This window comes from Candidatus Binatota bacterium, from assembly GCA_012960245.1.
In the GTDB taxonomy this organism is placed as follows: domain Bacteria; phylum Desulfobacterota; class Binatia; order UBA1149; family UBA1149; genus UBA1149.
Window position 1 is genome coordinate 3778 of record DUBO01000029.1, and the last position, 17995, is coordinate 21772.

At 60.2% G+C, this 17995-nt stretch carries 11 protein-coding genes, 1 rRNA gene and 1 other RNA gene (1 of these 13 cut by a window edge); 3 read left to right on the forward strand and 10 right to left on the reverse strand.

What is annotated here, in order from left to right; translation table 11 throughout:
- The 7 genes from EYQ35_05160 to smc all read right to left on the reverse strand — a co-directional run.
- A 16S ribosomal RNA gene (locus tag EYQ35_05160) occupies nt 1-376 on the reverse strand (it extends 1194 nt beyond the left edge of the window).
- 311 nt (nt 377-687) lie between these two features.
- Entirely contained in the window at nt 688-1899 is a 1212-nt protein-coding gene (locus EYQ35_05165) for a tyrosine--tRNA ligase (GenBank protein HIF63531.1), read from the reverse strand.
- On the reverse strand, nt 1896-2459 hold the full coding sequence (locus tag EYQ35_05170) for a 5-formyltetrahydrofolate cyclo-ligase (GenBank protein ID HIF63532.1): 564 nt from the start codon (nt 2457-2459) through the stop codon (nt 1896-1898). Before EYQ35_05170 ends, EYQ35_05165 begins: the two co-directional genes overlap by 4 nt.
- A 26-nt stretch (nt 2460-2485) precedes the next feature.
- Nucleotides 2486-2666: non-coding RNA, 6S RNA (ssrS, locus tag EYQ35_05175), on the reverse strand.
- A gap of 33 nt (nt 2667-2699) precedes the next feature.
- Nucleotides 2700-2996: a cell division protein ZapA gene (gene zapA, locus EYQ35_05180; protein ID HIF63533.1), complete on the reverse strand. Its 297-nt coding sequence runs from the start codon at nt 2994-2996 to the stop codon at nt 2700-2702.
- Nucleotides 2984-3226: a hypothetical protein gene (locus tag EYQ35_05185; protein HIF63534.1), complete on the reverse strand. Its 243-nt coding sequence runs from the start codon at nt 3224-3226 to the stop codon at nt 2984-2986. Before EYQ35_05185 ends, zapA begins: the two co-directional genes overlap by 13 nt.
- Nucleotides 3227-3312: 86 nt before the next feature.
- Nucleotides 3313-6903, reverse strand: a complete 3591-nt coding sequence (smc, locus tag EYQ35_05190) for a chromosome segregation protein SMC (GenBank protein HIF63535.1) — start codon at nt 6901-6903, stop codon at nt 3313-3315.
- 198 nt (nt 6904-7101) lie between these two features.
- On the opposite strand from smc, the gene EYQ35_05195 reads away from it, so the two are divergent.
- The gene (locus EYQ35_05195) at nt 7102-8628 is read left to right on the forward strand and encodes an Rne/Rng family ribonuclease (protein HIF63536.1); all 1527 of its coding nucleotides are present in this window, start codon (nt 7102-7104) and stop codon (nt 8626-8628) included.
- Nucleotides 8628-12110, forward strand: a complete 3483-nt coding sequence (locus EYQ35_05200; protein ID HIF63537.1) for a hypothetical protein — start codon at nt 8628-8630, stop codon at nt 12108-12110. Before EYQ35_05195 ends, EYQ35_05200 begins: the two co-directional genes overlap by 1 nt.
- Nucleotides 12111-12127: 17 nt before the next feature.
- On the opposite strand, the gene EYQ35_05205 is transcribed toward EYQ35_05200, so the two are convergent.
- Entirely contained in the window at nt 12128-13249 is a 1122-nt protein-coding gene (locus EYQ35_05205) for a hypothetical protein (protein ID HIF63538.1), read from the reverse strand.
- 122 nt (nt 13250-13371) lie between these two features.
- Here EYQ35_05205 and EYQ35_05210 point away from each other — a divergent pair, with 122 nt between their 5' ends.
- On the forward strand, nt 13372-14346 hold the full coding sequence (locus EYQ35_05210; GenBank protein HIF63539.1) for a glycosyltransferase: 975 nt from the start codon (nt 13372-13374) through the stop codon (nt 14344-14346).
- Between the two features lie 175 nt (nt 14347-14521).
- On the opposite strand, the gene EYQ35_05215 is transcribed toward EYQ35_05210, so the two are convergent.
- Nucleotides 14522-15856, reverse strand: coding sequence for a sodium-dependent transporter (locus tag EYQ35_05215; protein HIF63540.1), 1335 nt, complete (start codon nt 15854-15856; stop codon nt 14522-14524).
- A 78-nt stretch (nt 15857-15934) separates the two neighbouring features.
- On the reverse strand, nt 15935-17995 hold a 2061-nt coding region (locus EYQ35_05220; protein HIF63541.1), incomplete at its 5' end, for a hypothetical protein.

A 17995-nucleotide genomic window follows, 5' to 3' on the forward strand; every position in this document is an offset into this window, starting at 1 on the left:
CCCCACTGCTGCCTCCCGTAGGAGTCTGGGCCGTGTCTCAGTCCCAGTGTGGCTGATCATCCTCTCAGACCAGCTAACCATCACAGCCTTGGTGGGCCGTTACCCCACCAACAAGCTAATGGTGCGCAGGCCCATCCCATAGCGACAGCTTTCAAGAAGAGGCCGTCTTTGACCACTTCCACCGAAGTGGGCGTGGTCTTATTCGGTATTAGCCAGTCTTTCGACTGGTTATCCCGAACTTTGGGGCAGGTTACCTACGTGTTACTCACCCGTGCGCCGCTCTACTCGCTCCCCGAAGGGAACTTTCTCGCACGACTTGCATGTGTTAGGCACGCCGCCAGCGTTCGTTCTGAGCCAGGATCAAACTCTCCAGTTTAGTTGCAAGACACACCCGAAGGCGCGTCCTACGCTGGAAGTGACACACGAACCGAAGTTCGTTGCCACTATGTTTGGAATTGTCGTGGATCAGATCACGACCGTTTCGACCCGTGGAGACCCTAAGGTCTCCCGAGATCGCGGTCGCGATTCTCGTTCACTACTGTTCAGTTTTCAAAGACCTGCCCAATACCCATTCCGGGTGCCGAGCGCGCTCTGGTGAGCCAGAGGGTTATAGGCGTTCGATGGTTGTTAGTCAAATCGCGAAACCGCCCCGCGCCAGGTCTCACAGAGTTCGTAAATAAAAGCAGGCTATCTGTCGAATTTAACGAGTAAAACACGGCGCTTCCCGACCTGTACTAAAACCCTGCCTTGAGCCGCCACCGGGGCCATTTCGTCGGAGATCTTTTTTCCGTCCAACTTTACGGCCCCCTGCCGTACCAGGCGACGACCATCCGAAGCCGATTTAGCCAGCCCGCTGGCCTTCAGAAGATCGCAGATCCTGACCTCGCTACCACTCCCCTGCCAATCCCATTCTGGAATCTCACTGGGCAATTCGCCCCGCTGGTGCCGACGAGCAAACTCTTCCCCAGCTGAAAGTGCAGCTTCTTCCCCATGAAAGCGAGCCGTCAGCTCGGCGGCAAGCCGCTTTTTAGCCTCCATGGGCTCGTGCTTACCCTCGCTCAGCCCGACAACGAATTCCTGGTCAACGTCGCTCAACAGCTCGTAGTATCGCAGCATGAGCGTATCGGAGATCGACATGACCTTACCGTAGATCTCTACCGGCGGTTCCGTAATGCCGACGGTGTTATCCAACGACTTGCTCATCTTCTGCACACCGTCGGTGCCCTCGAGCAGCGGCATAGTCATCACGACCTGCGGCTCCTGGCCGTTGGCCCTCTGGAGTTCACGCCCCAGCAGCAGATTAAAAGTCTGGTCGGTACCACCAAGCTCTACGTCACTGCGCAGCTGCACAGAGTCCCAGGCCTGGATCAGTGGATAAAGAAACTCGTGCAGGCTGATGGACTGCTCGCCCTTGTAGCGTCGGCTGAAATCGTCCCGCTCGAGCATCCGTGCCACCGTCGTCGAAGCCGCGAGCTCGATAAGCCCCGCCGCCGTCATTGACTCCATCCACTCCCCGTTCCAACGCAGCTCGGTCAAGTCAGGATCCAGTATTCGAAAGGCCTGCTCCTTGTAAGTCTCCGCGTTAGCGGCGATCTGCTCGGGCGCAAGTGCCGGCCGGGTTTCGTTGCGTCCGCTCGGGTCACCAATGCGGGCAGTAAAATCTCCTACGAGAAAGACAACCTGATGTCCGAGCTGCTGAAACTGCCGCAGCTTCTGCATGAGCACGGTGTGGCCAAGGTGAAGATCTGCGGAGGTGGGGTCAAAGCCCGCCTTGACACGTAACGTATCGCCCCGCGTGAGTCGGCTTTTTAACTCGACCAGGTTGAGTACTTCGACAGACCCGCGGGTGAGTTCCGCCAATTGCTCGGTAACTTCACTGCTGCTTCTTTCCTTACTCATGTTCCTGCAACCAACACCTGCTGCTCGCTGACCAGCATTTCCATTCGCTTGTCGTGTGCTTCTACGGGCAACGCGGACACTACCTGGCAGCCGTAAGATATGCCCACCAGCAGGTCACGCTCACCGCGGCCCGCGAGCACACGATCATACCAGCCCCCTCCCCGCCCCAACCTGGAGAGGTTCCCGTCGAATGCCCTACCCGGAACCAGGATTGCGCTGTCGCCTTCCAACTCAGCTCCCGACGGGTTGGGCTCAAAAAAACCAGCTTCGCCGCGTACCAGTTCTTCGTTGTGCCTCCACTCCCGGAAACACGCGCGTGCTCCCTTTCCGGACGGGAGATAGATTCGCGTCCCACGCTCTCTGCGATAGTCCATAAACGGGCCGACATCCACCTCGTCGGCCAGGGCGAAATAGCCCACGACAGCACTGAAGTTGATCAGCTGTGCCAGCTCGCACAGCTGCCCGTTGATCAGCCTGTCGCTCTCCTGCCGCTGCACCAGCGGCAGGGAAGCTATCCGTCGCGCGACGGCTCGCCGAACTTCTACTTTAGTTGTCACCAGCCCTCGCGAATTCGGGCCAAAAAACCGGAACCCCCGCCCGGACCGTGCGGGCGAGTTACTCTAACCTGGTAGACCAGGGGGGTGCCAGGTCCACACACCGCTGAATCACCAGGGCTTTCGCCGCTGGCGACCGGTGAGCGGCTCGGCTCCCATTTTTTATAACATTGGTTCGAGCACCATCCCCCGTCACCTGAACGGCAGGGATTCCGGAAGCCTTTCAGCAGTTAAATACACAGCACGTTACTCTTTTCCACACAGGGCTTCGAGACGGTCGGCCAGCCGCGATAACCGCCGGTCGAGTTCCTCGCTACGGGCCTGGGCCTCGGCGACCTCGTCTGCGAGGTTTAAACTGGTCAGCAAGGCCAGTGTCAGGGTAGTCGCACCCTCCCGGGCAAGCGCCAGTTCATTAAGCCGCCCCTCTACCTTTTCAACCAGTGAATCGAGGTACTCGCGCCCTTGCGTTCCCTTCAAAGTCAGGGTCTGGCCACCCAATTGCACCGAGTGCCCGGCATCTGGCGTAAGGCTCACTGCGGATATCCCGTTGTCTCGATGTCAAGATCACCCAGCTCGGCGATAGCCTTCTCAAGCACGCGGCCGGTTTCGCGCCGCTCACCCTCGAGTCGCTGCAGGTTACGCCCCGCCTCGTCGAGTTCGCGCCCCGACCTGACGAGAGCAGCGGAGAGCGATTCGCTTCGCTGCTGCCCCTTGGCCCATCGTTCTTCCATGCGAGTCACGATCGCCTCTAGCCTGTCTATGCTGTTGATCATCGAGATGTCAGCTCCCGGCTCAATTCTGTACAGCCGCGATCAGTGTAGGGCCGCGCCAAGCCGACTGTCAAGGGCCAGCAGCGCCATCAGGCCGCTAGATCGACAGACACAATCTTGGATATTCCCGGCTCGTTCATGGTTACCCCGTACAGCATTCCACAGGAGTCCATGGTCTTCTTGTTGTGGGTGATCAGGAGAAACTGCGACTTGTCGCTCATGTCAGCCACCATGCGGGCAAATCGACCGATGTTCGCATCGTCAAGCGGTGCGTCCACTTCATCAAGGATACAGAAGGGGCTGGGTTTGTGGAGAAAGATAGAAAAGATCAGGCTTACAGCGGTAAGCGCTTTTTCTCCGCCCGAAAGCAGGGCCAGGGTACCGGCCCTTTTGCCTGGCGGCTGGACAGATATCTCTACGCCACTCTCAAGAATATTGTTCTCGTCGCAAAGTGACAGGGAAGCCTTTCCACCTTGGAACATGCGAGGAAAAGTCTCCTGGAAGATGCTGTTAACCGTCTCAAAGGTCTCTTTAAAGCGATCGCGCGACATACGGTTGAGCCGGCTGATAGTGCCCTTGAGGTCCTCTATGGATTTTTCGAGGTCGTCACGTTGCCCACCCAGTTCCACAAAACGGGCTTCTACTTCTTCGAGTTCGGTGACCGCACCAACGTTGACTGTACCCAGCCGGCGGATGCGATTTCGCACAGCGTCAAGCTCGGCTACCAGTTCGGTGTCCTGATCCGCCCCCGCCTGTTCAAGGTTCCCCCGGTCGGCCATCAATTCGCCTGCGGTGACACCCAGCCGCTCCTTGAGCTGGTCCTCTATGCTGCGAAACTCCAGATCGCACTCGCGTACCGCGAGGGTAGCGGTGCTTTTTCGCTCTCTGATCTCTTCGAGTTCCCGGCCCTTCTTGACGACATCTGTTTCGAGAGACGACAAACTATCAACGTATCCCTTTAGTTGGGCTTCCATTGATAACAGCTTACTTGAAACCGCATCCGCCGTAGCTTCGAGCTCTCCAAGGTCGAGTTCCGGACTGGCAAGACGCCCGCGGGCGAGACCTCGCTCCCTGCTATCGCGGCCCATGATTTCAGCCTTACCGCTGAGTCTCTCGCTAAGATCTGCCACCGCCGCGTCATTGGCCCGCAAGCGCTGTTCACAGCTGTCCCGGCTCACCCTAAACTCGGCCAACTGGATTTTAAGTTTTTCGAGCCCCGCCCCGCAGGAATCCCGCTCGGCCTTCATGGCCTGGCTTTTTTCCTTACCACCAGCGAGTTCTCCTTCGAGCCGAGTCCGAACAATCGCGGTCTGCTCGAGCTGCTGACGAGCCGCCACCAGTTCCTGTCGGTACTGCTGACGCTCCTGCAGAACAGCGCCCTTTTCACGACCAAGCACGCCCAGGCGCTCACGTGTTCGCGCCAGGTTCTGGTTTTTTAACTCAAGCTCGCCTTCACAGGCGACCTTCTCAAGCGTGGAGGCTCTAAGCGCCTCGTCGAGCCCGTCCAGCTCGCTTTCAACTTCCGATACTCTCGAGCGAGCCTCCTGGAATACTCGCGTAGCCTGCTCGCGCTCAACGCCGGAAGTGCCGCGTTCGACTTCCACGCTGCGCAGTTCGGCCTTGCGTTGAAGAAGAAAGGCGTTGTCGGCCTGAACATTACCGCCGGTTACCACCCCGCTACGGGACAAGGTTTCACCGTCGAGTGTAACGAATGTCGCGTGGTAGCCGTTCTGTTTCCACTGCGACGAGGCCTGATCCAGGGACTCGCAGACTACGACTCCCCGGGCCAGGCTGCCAATCACGCCCTCGAACCCCGGTCGAACCGACACATGAGAAGCCAGCAGGGAATAACCGGGGGGTGTCTGGCCGTTGATGGCCGAGTGCCGGGCCTCAAGGGGGATAAAGGAAGCCCTGCCACACTGCTTTTCTTTTACGTAGCCCGCGCCCCTCACGGCACCATCGGCGTCGCCCACAACGACGTACTGCAAAGCCTCCTGCATAACCGCTGCGACCGCCTGCTCGTAGCCTGACTCCACCTCCATAACGTCGGCGACGATGGCCCTGGCGTCGGCCCTTTCGACTCCGCCGTTCTGCATGAACTCCCTGACGGCGTCACCGTAACCGGCCAGTCCATCCTCCAGCTCAAGCAGGGAGTTGTAGCGGGATTCGACCGACGCGTACTGCTCGCGAGCCGAGTCCAGTCTTCGCGACGAGGCCCCCGCTCTTTCGGCTGCCGCCCTGAGCCTTTCGGTCGCACCACGCTTGTCGACCTCGGTCTGCTCAAGAGCTCTGGCCTCCCGGCCAAGCCGTGTTTCACAGTCCGTAACCTCGGCCAGCAGGCCACTGCTGACTATGGAAAGAGAGTCTTCTTCCTCAGCGCAGCGTTTCACGCGCACGCTGCAGTTCTCGATCTGCCGTTCCACCCCGCCGATCTCGTTCCGCGCCCCGGCTTCGGCCGCCAGGTTTTCAACCATTCGGGACTTTATGGCCTCTTCTGCCGCCACGGAGTCCCGCAGTTCGTCGTCCAGGTCCTGGAGCCGCTGTTGCCGCTGCCCGCGTTCGTCGTTAAGAGCAACGACCTGCTGCTCGAGATCGGACCGCTGCCCCACCAAACCCGACTGTTCCTGGGCACAGGCACGCAGGCGAGACTCCAGCGAGGCAGTCTCGGTGTGAGCTTCGGCGAGCTGGCGGACGAGGTCTTCGAGGCGAGACGATAGGTGCGCGCGTTCATCGCGCGCCCTGTTAAGAGCAGACTTCGCGTCGAACATCGAGGTTCGAACAGCGCCGGTTTCTCCCTCGATGAGGTCTTTGCGTGTTCTCTGTTCGTCTCGCTCCCCTTCCTGAACTGAAATGAGTTCACGGATCGAGCTCTCCGCGCTGCCAGCCTCCGAGAGTTCCTGCCGCGAAGCGACAAGCCTGACCTCCACCCTCGCAAGACGGCCGGCCGTCAATCGACGGTCTATCCCTTCTTCTTCGGCCTTGAGTTCCTTGAAACGAACGGCCCCCCGGGCCTGGCGCTTGAGCGAATTAACCTGTCTCTCGATCTCGTTGACAATGTCGCCAACGCGACCGAGGTTTTCCTTTGTCCTCTCGATGCGACGCTCGGCAGCCAATCTTCGACTGCGGTAGAGGGTCGTACCGGCCGCTTCCTCGATCAACAGTCGAAGTTCATCGGGCTTGGATTCAATAATACGCCCCACCCGCCCCTGCTCGATGATGGAGTAAGCCTTACTTCCCACGCCGGTACCCAGAAACATGTCGGTGATATCGCGCAGCCGGCACTTCGCGCCGTTCAACAGGTACTCGGACTCGCCCGAACGAAACAGGCGCCTCGTGACCTGGATTTCGGCTGCATCACGCACCGCGGCTACAGCCTCGGCTACCAGCTCTTCCTGGTCTGCGTCAAGGTGAAAAGCCTCCTCGTTATCAAAGACGATCGTGACTTCCGCCGCCCCGAGCGAAGCGTGGTTGTCGTTTCCGGCAAAGATCACGTCTTCCATCGACTGCCCGCGCAGGTGGCGAGCGCTCTGTTCGCCCAGGACCCAGCGGATAGCATCGACGATGTTCGACTTTCCACAACCGTTCGGCCCCACGATACCGGTAACGCCGGACGGAAAGTCCAACACTGTACGGTTCATACAGGATTTAAAGCCGTTGAGCTCCAGTCGCTTTATTCTCACCTGAGCACCCCTGGTTAAATTACCCGCCGCAATCGACGAGCAGTCTTCTAGACTACTGGGTACGACAGCCTTTTTCTAGGTTCCTAGGCGAAAAAAACGCTTATTTAGCAGCCTGCCGTCGTTGCGAACAACAGCAAATATGATAGCTTCGACCCACAGGCACCGCCTCACCGAGGTGCCCAGTTTTGTCCTGGCTGCCTGGCCAGCCCATGGTTCCCACTTTTGCGCAAACAGATCATCGTCAATATCAACCCTAACGAGATCAGGGTGGGCCTGCTCGAGAACGGGATTCTCGCAGAAGTCCACATCGAGCGCAGCAGCGAAGAAGTAGCCGCCGGCAACGTATACAAGGGCCGCGTCTCCCGCGTCCTACCCGGCATGCAGGCCGCGTTCATCGAGCTGGGCCTGGAGAAAGCCGCCTTCCTCCACACCTCCGACATCACGCCCGAGCAAGCGGCTGATGGAGATCTCGATCTTGAATCGGACAGCTCCCCCCAACGCCAGCGGCGAGACTACGGACCCATAGAAAAGAAGATCAAGAAAGGAGACGAGCTCATCGTCCAGATCTCCAAGGAACCGATGGGGACCAAGGGCGCCCGAATCACCTCGTACTTGTCGCTTCCCGGTCGCTACGCCGTTTACCTTCCGGGGTCACCACAGGTGGGTGTCTCCAAACGAATTGGCAACGACAAGGAAAGGCGCAAGCTGCGTGACGCGGTCAACGAGGTCAGACCCGCCGATGCCGGTGTCATCGTGCGCACCTCGGCCCAGGCCATACGGCCGGGCGACGTAGCGAAGGACGTCAAACGACTCGCGGGCCAGTGGGACGAGATAAAACGAAAAGCCGCTAAAACCCGAGCCCCGGCCCTGCTGCACAGCGACCTCGACCTGGTGCTCCGTTGCGTGCGCGACATGCTGTCGAATGAGATCGACGAAATCGCTGTCGACTCCGAACCCGAATCCCGACGCATCCAGGAATTCGTGAGCTCTTTCATGCCTGACCTCGCCGCGCGCGTCGAGTATTTTGACCAGCTGGTTCCCATCTTTGACCACTACGGCGTGGAAGGGCAGATCAGCAGGGCCACCGAGGCCAAGGTGTGGCTCAAGTCGGGAGGCTACCTGGTCATCGACCAAGGCGAAGCCCTGACCATGGTCGACGTCAACACCGGAAAGTTTGTCGGCCGTAAAAGCCAGGAAGAAACAGTGCTCCTCACCAACCTTGAGGCAGCATCGGCGGTGGTCGACCAACTAAGGCTTCGCAATATCGGCGGCATCATCATCATCGACTTCATCGACATGGAGCAGGCTGACAGCAGGCGGCAGGTTTCTGAACGCCTGGAGAAATCGCTCTCTCGAGACAAGGCACGCACTAGCATACTGAGAATCTCTGAACTCGGGCTGGTTCAGATGACCCGCAAGAGAACCCGTGAAAACCTCGAGCGGCTACTCTCTGCCCCCTGCCCATACTGCGACGGTCGTGGGCGCATCAAATCGATCCCAACGATGGCCCACGAGATCATACGGCAGATCCAGAAGAACGCGGCTACCGGGGGCACCCCCCAGGACCGCATTACCGTGAGGGCCAGCCGCGAGGTGATCTCCTATCTCTACAACGAGGAAGAAGAGGCTATCCGTATGCTGCAACGTAAACTGGATCGAAGGGTAACGCTCAAGGTGGCCGAAAAATACCACCAGGAGCAGTTCAACATCGTAGCGACCAGCTGATGCAGGGCCCTAAAGCCGCCGCCCTCGCCCTCTTCCTCGGACTGTCCACTCTCGCCGCCACTCCCGCGGCCTCGGGGACCATCGCCTTTCAGATCAACAGTACTGTCGACTACGGTGACAAGGTCGAGCTGCAGCTCACGATAAAAAACACGGGAGACGAGACGGCTTTCGCTGTCAGGCCGACCGCCGTGTTCATGGGCGCGAGCGGCAAAGCGCAGGACTCCAGAAACATCGGCGTCGACAAGGACGAGCGCTGGGACATTCTCTTGCAGGACAAGACGCCGGCAAGGGGTTCTTTCGTGGTGCTGGTGAAAATCGCATACGAGGATTCAAACGGCTACCCATTCGAAGTGCTCTCCCTCGCGCCGTTCTCTAACGCGGATAGTAAAAACCGCAGGGTGAGCGGAAGCCTGCAACGCGTCCTGCTCGATGACAAGGAATGGCACGACGCGACCCTCACTGTCGTTTACCCCTCCGAGCACAATTCTGACTCAACAGTGAGGATCGCCTTACCTTCGACGATACAAGGCAAAAACCTCGTGCGCGAAGTAGAAGCAGCCTCCGGACGCGTTGTCAGGCTGGGCTTCCAGCTTCGCAATGACACGATCCTGCCCGGCAGCAACGTTCCCATATACGCCACCGTGGAGTCAGTGGTCAACGGCTTTGCCCAGACCGACGTCATCCGCGGGGCGATCTCGGTACCCGTAGCAAGTGCGGCGAGCCTGGAGCTGCCCGGCCTCGCTGAGCTGGCCGCCTTAGCCCTGCTGATTTTCATCGCCCTTCAACTCGTCACGGGCAAGTCGGCCTGGGGCCAGGCAGCGGGACGACAAAAGGACGCGATGGACAACCCGGTGTCAGCGATCCTGCTGCTGGCGTTGCCAGTGGGGTGGTTACTCTGGCTCTACCCATGGCAGCACCTGCTTGCCCCCACCACCGTAGCCGGTGGCGACATGGCCTCCCTGTACTATCCGACCCTCCTACTGCGCGACGAGATCCTCTCGCGCTGGAGGGTTACCGGCTGGACGGCTGGCAACTACGCTGGTTTTCCTGTTTTTCATTTTTACTCGACTGCCCCTTTCGTGGCTATCGCCATGCTCGGCAAATTGCTCCCCATGCAGCAGGTCTTCAAGGTGTTCACCCTGCTCGGGCCCACCTTGCTGCCGATATCGGCCTTCTACCTGTTCAGGACCATGGGCTACGGCCTGGTCGGGCGTACGGCGGCCGCGGCCTCGGTGCTTCCATTCCTTGTGCAGCAGGGCAACTCGATGTGGGGAGGCAACATCCCCAGTGTCCTCGCCGGCGAGTTCTGTCACGCCCTGGGTCTGTCGTTGTCGTTCATTTTTCTCGGCACTCTCAACAGGGTGCGCGACGGCCGCCTGCCATGGACCGTTCCTTGCGCGTTGCTGGCGGTCATCGGGCTGACCCACACCTTCGCGTTCCTCCCCTGCCTCTGGTTCGCGTTCTACTTTGCTTGGCCTCGCAAGGACCCCGCTGCGTGGCTGTCCGCCGTCCTGGCTCCACTGGCGATAGCGTTTCTCCTCCTCTGTTTCTGGGGCCTGCCATTGCCGGGAAGACTCGTGTTCACCTCGGAGTGGAGCATGATCTGGAACATCAAGCACTGGAATGAGGTGATCGCTCCACCGCTCTGGCCAGCCACCATACTGGCCCTTGTCGACGTCGCCTTGATCGCCGTCTCTGCATTTCTCACATCCAGGGCGCCGGACGGCGACAACCGTTCATTGGGGAGTATCTTCAGGCCGCCCAGCATGCGACGCGAAGGCCTGCTCATACACGGCTTCGCGGGCGCAGTACTCCTCTATTTTCTTGTGCCTGCTATCGGCTTCCCCGACATACGCTTCATCCCACTCGGCCAGGTTTTTGTCGGCCTGCTCGCGGCTGACGGGCTCAGTCGATTGGCCCGCACGGTTGGTCACCGCGCGATACTGGCCTCGGTCATTGTACTGTCCACCCTGGCGTGGACGCAGACTAACGTAGGCTACATACCATCCTGGTTGGACTGGAATTACTCGGGCTACGAAGGAAAACCGACCTGGCCGCTGTTTAATCGAATCAACAAGCACGTCAAAGGGGATATCAACGATCCCCGGGTAATCTTTGAACACTCCGAAGTGCACAATCGTTTCGGCAGCTCGCGTGCGTTTGAAAACCTACCCCTGTTTTCCGGGCGTTCGACACTGGAAGGAGTTTTTCACCAGGCCTCGATCAACTCGCCCTACGTTTTCTACCTCCAGTCCGAAGCGAGCGAACGAGGGTCAGGGCCTTTCCCGCAATACACCTACAACAGGCTCAACCCCGACCTAGCCCTGCCGCACATGCGCATGTACAACGTCGACACCATCATCACGGTGTCAGACAAGGCACGCGCGGCCTATACCGAGCACCCCGAATTCACCTCCACTTTCCAGGAGGGGCAGTACGAGGTGTTTGCCGTCGGTGGAGGCAATACCGGTTACGTGACCGTACCCGGATTTTCACCGGTGCTGTACGACGGCCCCGAGTGGAAGCGGGCCTTCTACAGGTGGTTCCGGAGGGAGGAGTTGGTCGACGTTCCCCTGGTCCCCGCCGAGCTTCTCGACGAAGAGACCGCGAACGCTTTCGTACTGCGCACCGATTCAATCAGGCGAATTCCCCGTGAACCGATAGAAAAGAATTGCACGGTGAACAGCAAGCTCGAGCAATACGCGATCCATTTCACCACCGACTGTCCGGGCGAACCCCACGTGGTAAAAGTTTCTTATTTCCCACCTTGGGGAGCGACCGACGGCTCGCCGGTGATGCCGGTCAGCCCCGGCTTTATACTGGTCTACCCGAAGGGCGAGCAAGTCACCCTGGAGTACGGTAGCCGGCCCATTGACCTGCTGGGTGCCGGGGTCTCGCTGCTGGGCGTGCTGTTTCTACTCGTAGCGACAATCAGCACGCGGGCCAGGGAAGCAACCACCGGGGGACTGCTACGCGTTTTCCTCCCGCTCTACGACGCCGTGGCAAGCGCTGCCCGCCCCTTAACCGTAGCGGCCGTCGTCTTCGCGGTGCTGCTGGCCGGCTACACACGGATGAGCCTCACCCAGCCGGATCTCGGCTACGAGCTGGCACAATCGGCTTACAAGGCGCGGGACTTTGAGTCAGCCATTACCCACCTCTCGGACTGGGTCTCTGAGGACAAGGATACGTTTAAACAAGCTACCGCGTTATTCCAGCTGGGCGTCGCTCACTCCGAGCTCAAGCAACACGCGGCGGCAGTGCAAGTTCACGAACGGCTCCGCTTCGAGTATCCCAACGTGAACTACGGCCCAGGGGCGCTTTTTCACTTGGCGGACAATTACCGGGCGCTCGGACTCCAGGCCAAATCCGATGAAGCGGCCGCACTACTCAAACGCGACCATCAGAATACGACCTGGATCAAACGCCTGGAGAGCGCCCAGGCCGATTGGCAAAAAGAAGGGGCCAGCAGCAACGGCGAATAAGCCCCTGCTGGTCGGGCTCAAGGCTGAGGGTCCGAAACAAGCTGGCTGACCAGGACCTCTGCGCTCAAAGTTACGTAAGTCTCATCCTCGACAGCAGGCTCTATCTGGGCACTCGCCGCGACAGTCAAACTATCGCCCGCGGCCACATTCCTGGCACCGGGATCAAAACCCAGACGAGCCTGCAGGCAAGCGCGCAGCCACGGCGAGCCATCCGCCGACGGCCGACACTGTTCTCCCGGACAGTTTGTCCACAACAGCGGTGACGCCGCAGTGCCCCCGATGACCACCTGGCAGAACCTGCCCCCCATCGTCAGCAACTGGTTCGAAAGGCGCTTATCCACAACCCTCAAAGCCTCGTCGTTCAGAGACCGGGCCAAGCCCTCTTCATCGGTCGCTTCACCGTAAGCCTGCATCACGCTCTGCAACAGGAAATCTACCAGGACGACAAAGCGCGGACCCTCTACCGCCGGAATTGGTTCAGTTTCACTCTCGGCGGAGGCGGCGCTGACATCAACGAGGTGGCGAAAGAAAAAGTCGGTCGATGGAGGCTCCTTTTCCACCCAGGAAGGAGCGGGCCAGGGAACGTGAGGCGGCGAATCACCCGAATAGAGCGGTGTGAGGTAGTAGTAATCTTTCTCGATCCTGTACACCCGACAATGGCCCGCGCTGTCCCCGGATTGGCCTGCTTCCGGCCCGGCGGGGATCCAATCGGTCCAGTCGCCGGGCTCTAACAGCCGCGCCGCCGCTGTTAGCCTTTTGGGGTCGCCATCGTAGGGCCAGGGCCAATCCCCGCGCCTGATCTCCAGGTCCGAAAGCCGCGTCCCGGCGCTATCACCAAGGTAGGAGCTTCCTGCTTCAGGGCAACTCCCCCACCAGGATCCTTGCCCAGCCCAGCCCTGGTCGCAGGCCGCCAGGCCGACGCCGGGTTCGGCAAAGGCGATCGAGGGGGAGCCTCCCCCCACGACCTGGGCCAGCACGGAGAGCTCCTGGCTCGCCGAGAGCCGAGACACACTGGCCGAGTCAAGGCCGGGCAGCACGGCCAGAGAAACGGTCATGGCTCCGTCATCACGGATGTAGAGCAGTATCAGCCCACAGATGACGAAGGCCAGCGAGACCGCCCTGGTCGCAGTCTTCAGCACCGTCCGCTTATTCTCAACGCTGTGTGCAAACTAGACATCCTCAAGACCCGTACCTACACTGGAGCCTATACCGGGCCCGAAACGTGGTACAGCCCGAGACGTGGTAGAATCTGCGACCAAACATGCCGACATCAACACCACCTTCCGTCCGAACGCGCCCAAGCGACCCTCTTTTCTCAGTTGTCGTCCCGGTTTTCAACGAGGAAGCCTGCGTCGCAGAACTCGTCTCGCGAGTACGCGATGCTTTCGAGGGCCTACGCCTCGAACTGATCCTGGTGAACGACGGGTCCTCTGACCACACCCTGGAAATGTTGCAGAAGGAATCGGAGTCCTCTGCCGAAGTGCACTACCTGTCTTTCTCGCGCAACTTTGGTCATCAGCCTGCCCTCGCGGCCGGCATTGAACACGCCACGGGTGACGCCGTGATTTCACTTGATGGAGACCTCCAACACCCCCCCGAACTGATTCCGCAACTCATCGAGCACTGGAGAGAAGGTTACGACATTGTCTACACCGTGCGCGTGGCCAATGAAGGCCACCGCCTCAAAGAGTTCGTGTCACGGAGTTTCTACCAGTTGCTGCGACGGATAAGCGGCGTTGACATCTCGCCGGGCACCGCGGATTTCAGATTACTCGATCGCAGGGCCGCCGACGCGTTGAAATCCTGCGCCGAGCACTTCATTTTTATACGGGGCATGGTTCCGTGGCTGGGTTTCTCGAAGCTACCGGTGCCCTACGAAGCCCAGCCTCGCCACGGCGGCGAGACCAAGTATCTCACCGGCAGCATGATTCGTTTTGCCCTCGACGGGATCTTCGCGTTTTCCACCGTCCCCCTGCGCCTGATCTCCTTGCTGGGCGCACTGACGGTATGCCTTGGTTTCCTCTACGGCCTCTACACCCTGGGGGTGCGCCTGTTTACTTCCCAGGCCGAGGTGGGCTGGACCTCCCTGGTAGTAGTCATCCTCATTTTCAGCGGTGCGCAGATGCTCAGTATCGGCATCCTCAGCGAGTACGTCGGGCGTATCTACGAAGAGGTCAAAAGTCGTCCTCGTTACGTAATCGCCGAAGCCAGCCCGGCGATGGAAAATCACCCATGAGGCGGTTCCTGGCGCTGCTCGTGACCTGCCTGTTGTGCGCGGGATGCGGCGAGGGGACGCTCTGCTTCGGCTGCGGCCTCAACGACACTACCTCCACTACCACCACGACCAGCACCACCACGACCTCCCCCTAGGAAATCACCTCCACCGGCCGGGAACACCGGTACCGCGGGACTCAGCCTGCAAAGAGGCCTGAGATCGCAGGCCAGGTGTTCTGCAGCAGGATCACGCCCACGGCCACCGGCGCGAGGTATTTGATACAGAAATGGAAGAGCTCAAAGCCCCCCCCGCTGCCACCCGCCGCGTAGAATCTTCGCGCCGCCGCCCTGTCCAGACTCCACCCGACAAACAGTGCCGTGCACAATCCGCCCACAGGCAACAGCCAATTGCTGGCCAGGGCATCCACGTGGTCGAGGAAGCCATCGCTGAGAGCTGAGGGCAAGCCGAGGCAGAAGATAATCGCCCCGGCCCCCACCGAGGCCGTCACTCTTGGCAACTTGAACTCATCGACCAGGAAAGCAACGGCCACTTCGAGCAGGGAAACGGCCGAGGTAAGCGCCGCAAAGATCAACAGGAGAAAAAACAAACTGGCCAGGAATGCTGGCGCGGGCATCATGGCAAAGGCCTGCGGCAAGGTGATGAAAACCAAGCCAGGCCCGGCCGAAGGTTCGAGGTTAAAGGTGAACACCAGGGGAAAAATAACCAGGCCGGCCAGGATGGCCAACGCGGTATCGGCAACGGCGATCATGGCAACCGAGCCGGGCAGGCTTTCATCCTCAGCAAGATAGCTACCGTAGGTAATCATCGCCCCCATCCCGAGGCTTAACGAAAAAAAAGCCTGGCCCAGTGCCGCGAGGGCGCCCTGCCAGCCGAGTTCGGAGAAGCGGGGGCGCATGAAAAATTCCAGCCCCCTCTCGACCCCGTCCGAGGTCAGCGAGTAACCGAGCAGGACCAGCACTATGCCGAACAGCAGAGGCATCAGGATCTTGCCAGCGCGTTCTATGCCCTGTTCCACCCCCCTCGATACGATAAATATGGTTGCGAGCATGAACAGCCCCTGCCACAACACCTGCCTCGGGCCGTTCGCTGCCAGTTTTTCGAAAGCGCCACTCATCGAGCCTGATGTCGACGAGAACAGTTGACCGCTGACTGCCATCCAGGTGTAGTCGAGCGCCCAGCCAGCCACGACGCCGTAGTAAGACAGGATTACGAAACCGGCTATTACACCCAGCCAGCCCACTACCGGCCAGCCGGTCCCGGGGCTGAGCAGGCGCAGGGCTCCAACCGGATTCCTGCGCGTGGCTCGGCCAAGCAGGATTTCCGAATTGAGCAGAGGAATTCCTACCAGGACTACGGCGCCAAGGTAGACAAGCACGAATGCGGCGCCACCGTACTGCCCCGCGCGGTAGGGAAACATCCATATATTCCCCAGCCCGATGGCTGAGCCCGCCGCAGCCAGCACAAACCCGACGCGCCCCGACCAGTTGCCCCTTGCCGTTGAAGATTCCACCGAGACCTCCCCTGCTGCAGACGATGCGGCCCCTGTTCCAACGAGCGCCTTGGGCGTGGTCGGAATCGACGGGCCTGGTTAAAGTTTCGCCAGGTACTCAGAATACGCTACGAGGGCCACGAGCGCAGCAACTGCGCGAGAAGGGCCCGGGTAACAAACGCGGTGGCCAGCCGCGACCGATCGCGGACCGGCGTTTCCGTAATGACCATCGGTATACACCAGCTCAGTGGCTACCAGTACGGGCTTGCCGTGCTTGAGCGAGGCTTCCGCAGCCGCAGCCGCGTAGCGCTTGTCCTGGTTTTCGTGAAAGGCGACGATGCGCTCCAGTCCGTGCTCGGGATACCACGGCCCTGTTTTCATCGCCTCGGCCTGGGCCGATTGGACTCCGATTCCGAAGAAAAGAACCGAATCGATCGAATCTGAAGAACACAGCAGGTCAAGGACGACGGGCACAGTATCCCGGGTTTCACCGCCAGCGAGATCTACCGGATTACCCCTGCTCCATCGCGATGGCAGTAGCTTATCCAACTCGCCCTTCAGCTCGTCCGGCAGTTCGGCCAGTTCAAGCCCCTGGCGACTGCATTCATCGGCAGCGAGAACTCCACAGCCACCGACAGTAGTGACCACGGCCACCCTGTTTCCCGCGGGCAGGGGTTGAGTCGCAAAGGTCGCGGCCCATTCAAAAGCCTCTTCGACCGTGGAAGCCCGCTGCACGCCACGACTCGCACACACACCCTCGAACACGCGTTCGTCGCTCGCGAGTGCTCCCGTGTGACTCCTCGCAGCAGCTTGCCCCGCTGTGTCCCGGCCCCCCTTTAGAATAACCAGTGGCTTGGAGCGGCTGAAACGGGAAATAACCTCGGTAAACTTGCGACCGTCACGCACTCCTTCGAGGTAGGCGAGGCCTACCTTGCTGTCGTCGTCTTCGCTGTAGTAGGCAAGGTAGTCGGCGAGTTCGAGCTGAGCCGAATTACCGCAGGAAACCGCCTTGTTCACCCCCACGCCCGTTTGCACAGCGTAATTGAGAAACGCGGAGCACAGGTTGCCGCTCTGGCTGGCCACCGATATTCCGCCGGACGGCGGAAAGGGAGCCACTATCTGGGCGCACATATCTGCCCCCGTCGAAACGACGCCCTGGCCGTTGGGTCCCGCCAGCACCATGCCCAACTCGTCGGCCAGCTCCACCAGCTCACGCTCGAGCTCTTCGCCTTCTCGGCCCTCTTCTCCGTATCCAGCGCTGGCTACGAAAGCTGCCTTCACGCCGCGTGCCGCGCAGGAACGAAGCAAATCCAGGTTCACCTGCCTCGGCGTGCAGACCACGACCAGGTCGGCCTGGCCCTCGGGCACCTCTTCTACCGAGGCAAGGATACGATGCCCGAGAACCTCGCCACCGCTGCGTCCCAGCGGAAACACCCGGCCGCTGTAGCCATAACGAAGCAGGTTGTGCAGCGCAACGAAGCCGAATTTGCCTGGATGAGTCGAAACCCCCGCGACGATTACTCCCCGCGGGTTGAACAACGGATCGAGCTTGGGAGCACAGACAACAGCATTGTCGCCGCAGCCGACCGCACCCGAGGCTGTTGGTGCCGACATCTCGATAACGGCGTCCACCGCCACAGGGCAGCCTCCACAGACGATGAGCGGATTGATATCAACGCTCTTGATGTCGGGTCGATCAAGCGCCAGTTGCGACAGGCCAGCAAGCGTGGCCTCGAGCTTGTCCATTTGAAGCCCGGCCTCACCGCGCAGCTCGGCCCAGAAAGCCGGCTTTACCCCCAGTCGTTTCACCATGCGGTTGGCTGCCCCCGGTCGCAGAGGAACGGGTTCGCAAACGGCCTCGCCCACGGCTTCAACCAGGATACCGCCCAGGCCCAATAGCACGTTGGGGCCAAAACAGGGGTCGTTCACGAGTCCGACGATGAGCTCTCTCGAGCCCTTTACCATTTCGCAAAGCAGCAAGCCTACGCGAGGGCCAGCCTCCGCCTGCAATTCACTTACGGCCTGCCTGACAGCGGGTTCGTCGGTGAGGGCGAGCTTTACAAGACCACGTTCTGTTTTGTGCGCAAGGCCCTCTACTACTGCCTTCAGCGCCACGGGGTAGCCGATGTCGGCGGCCGCAGCTACGGCGCTGTCCGCGTC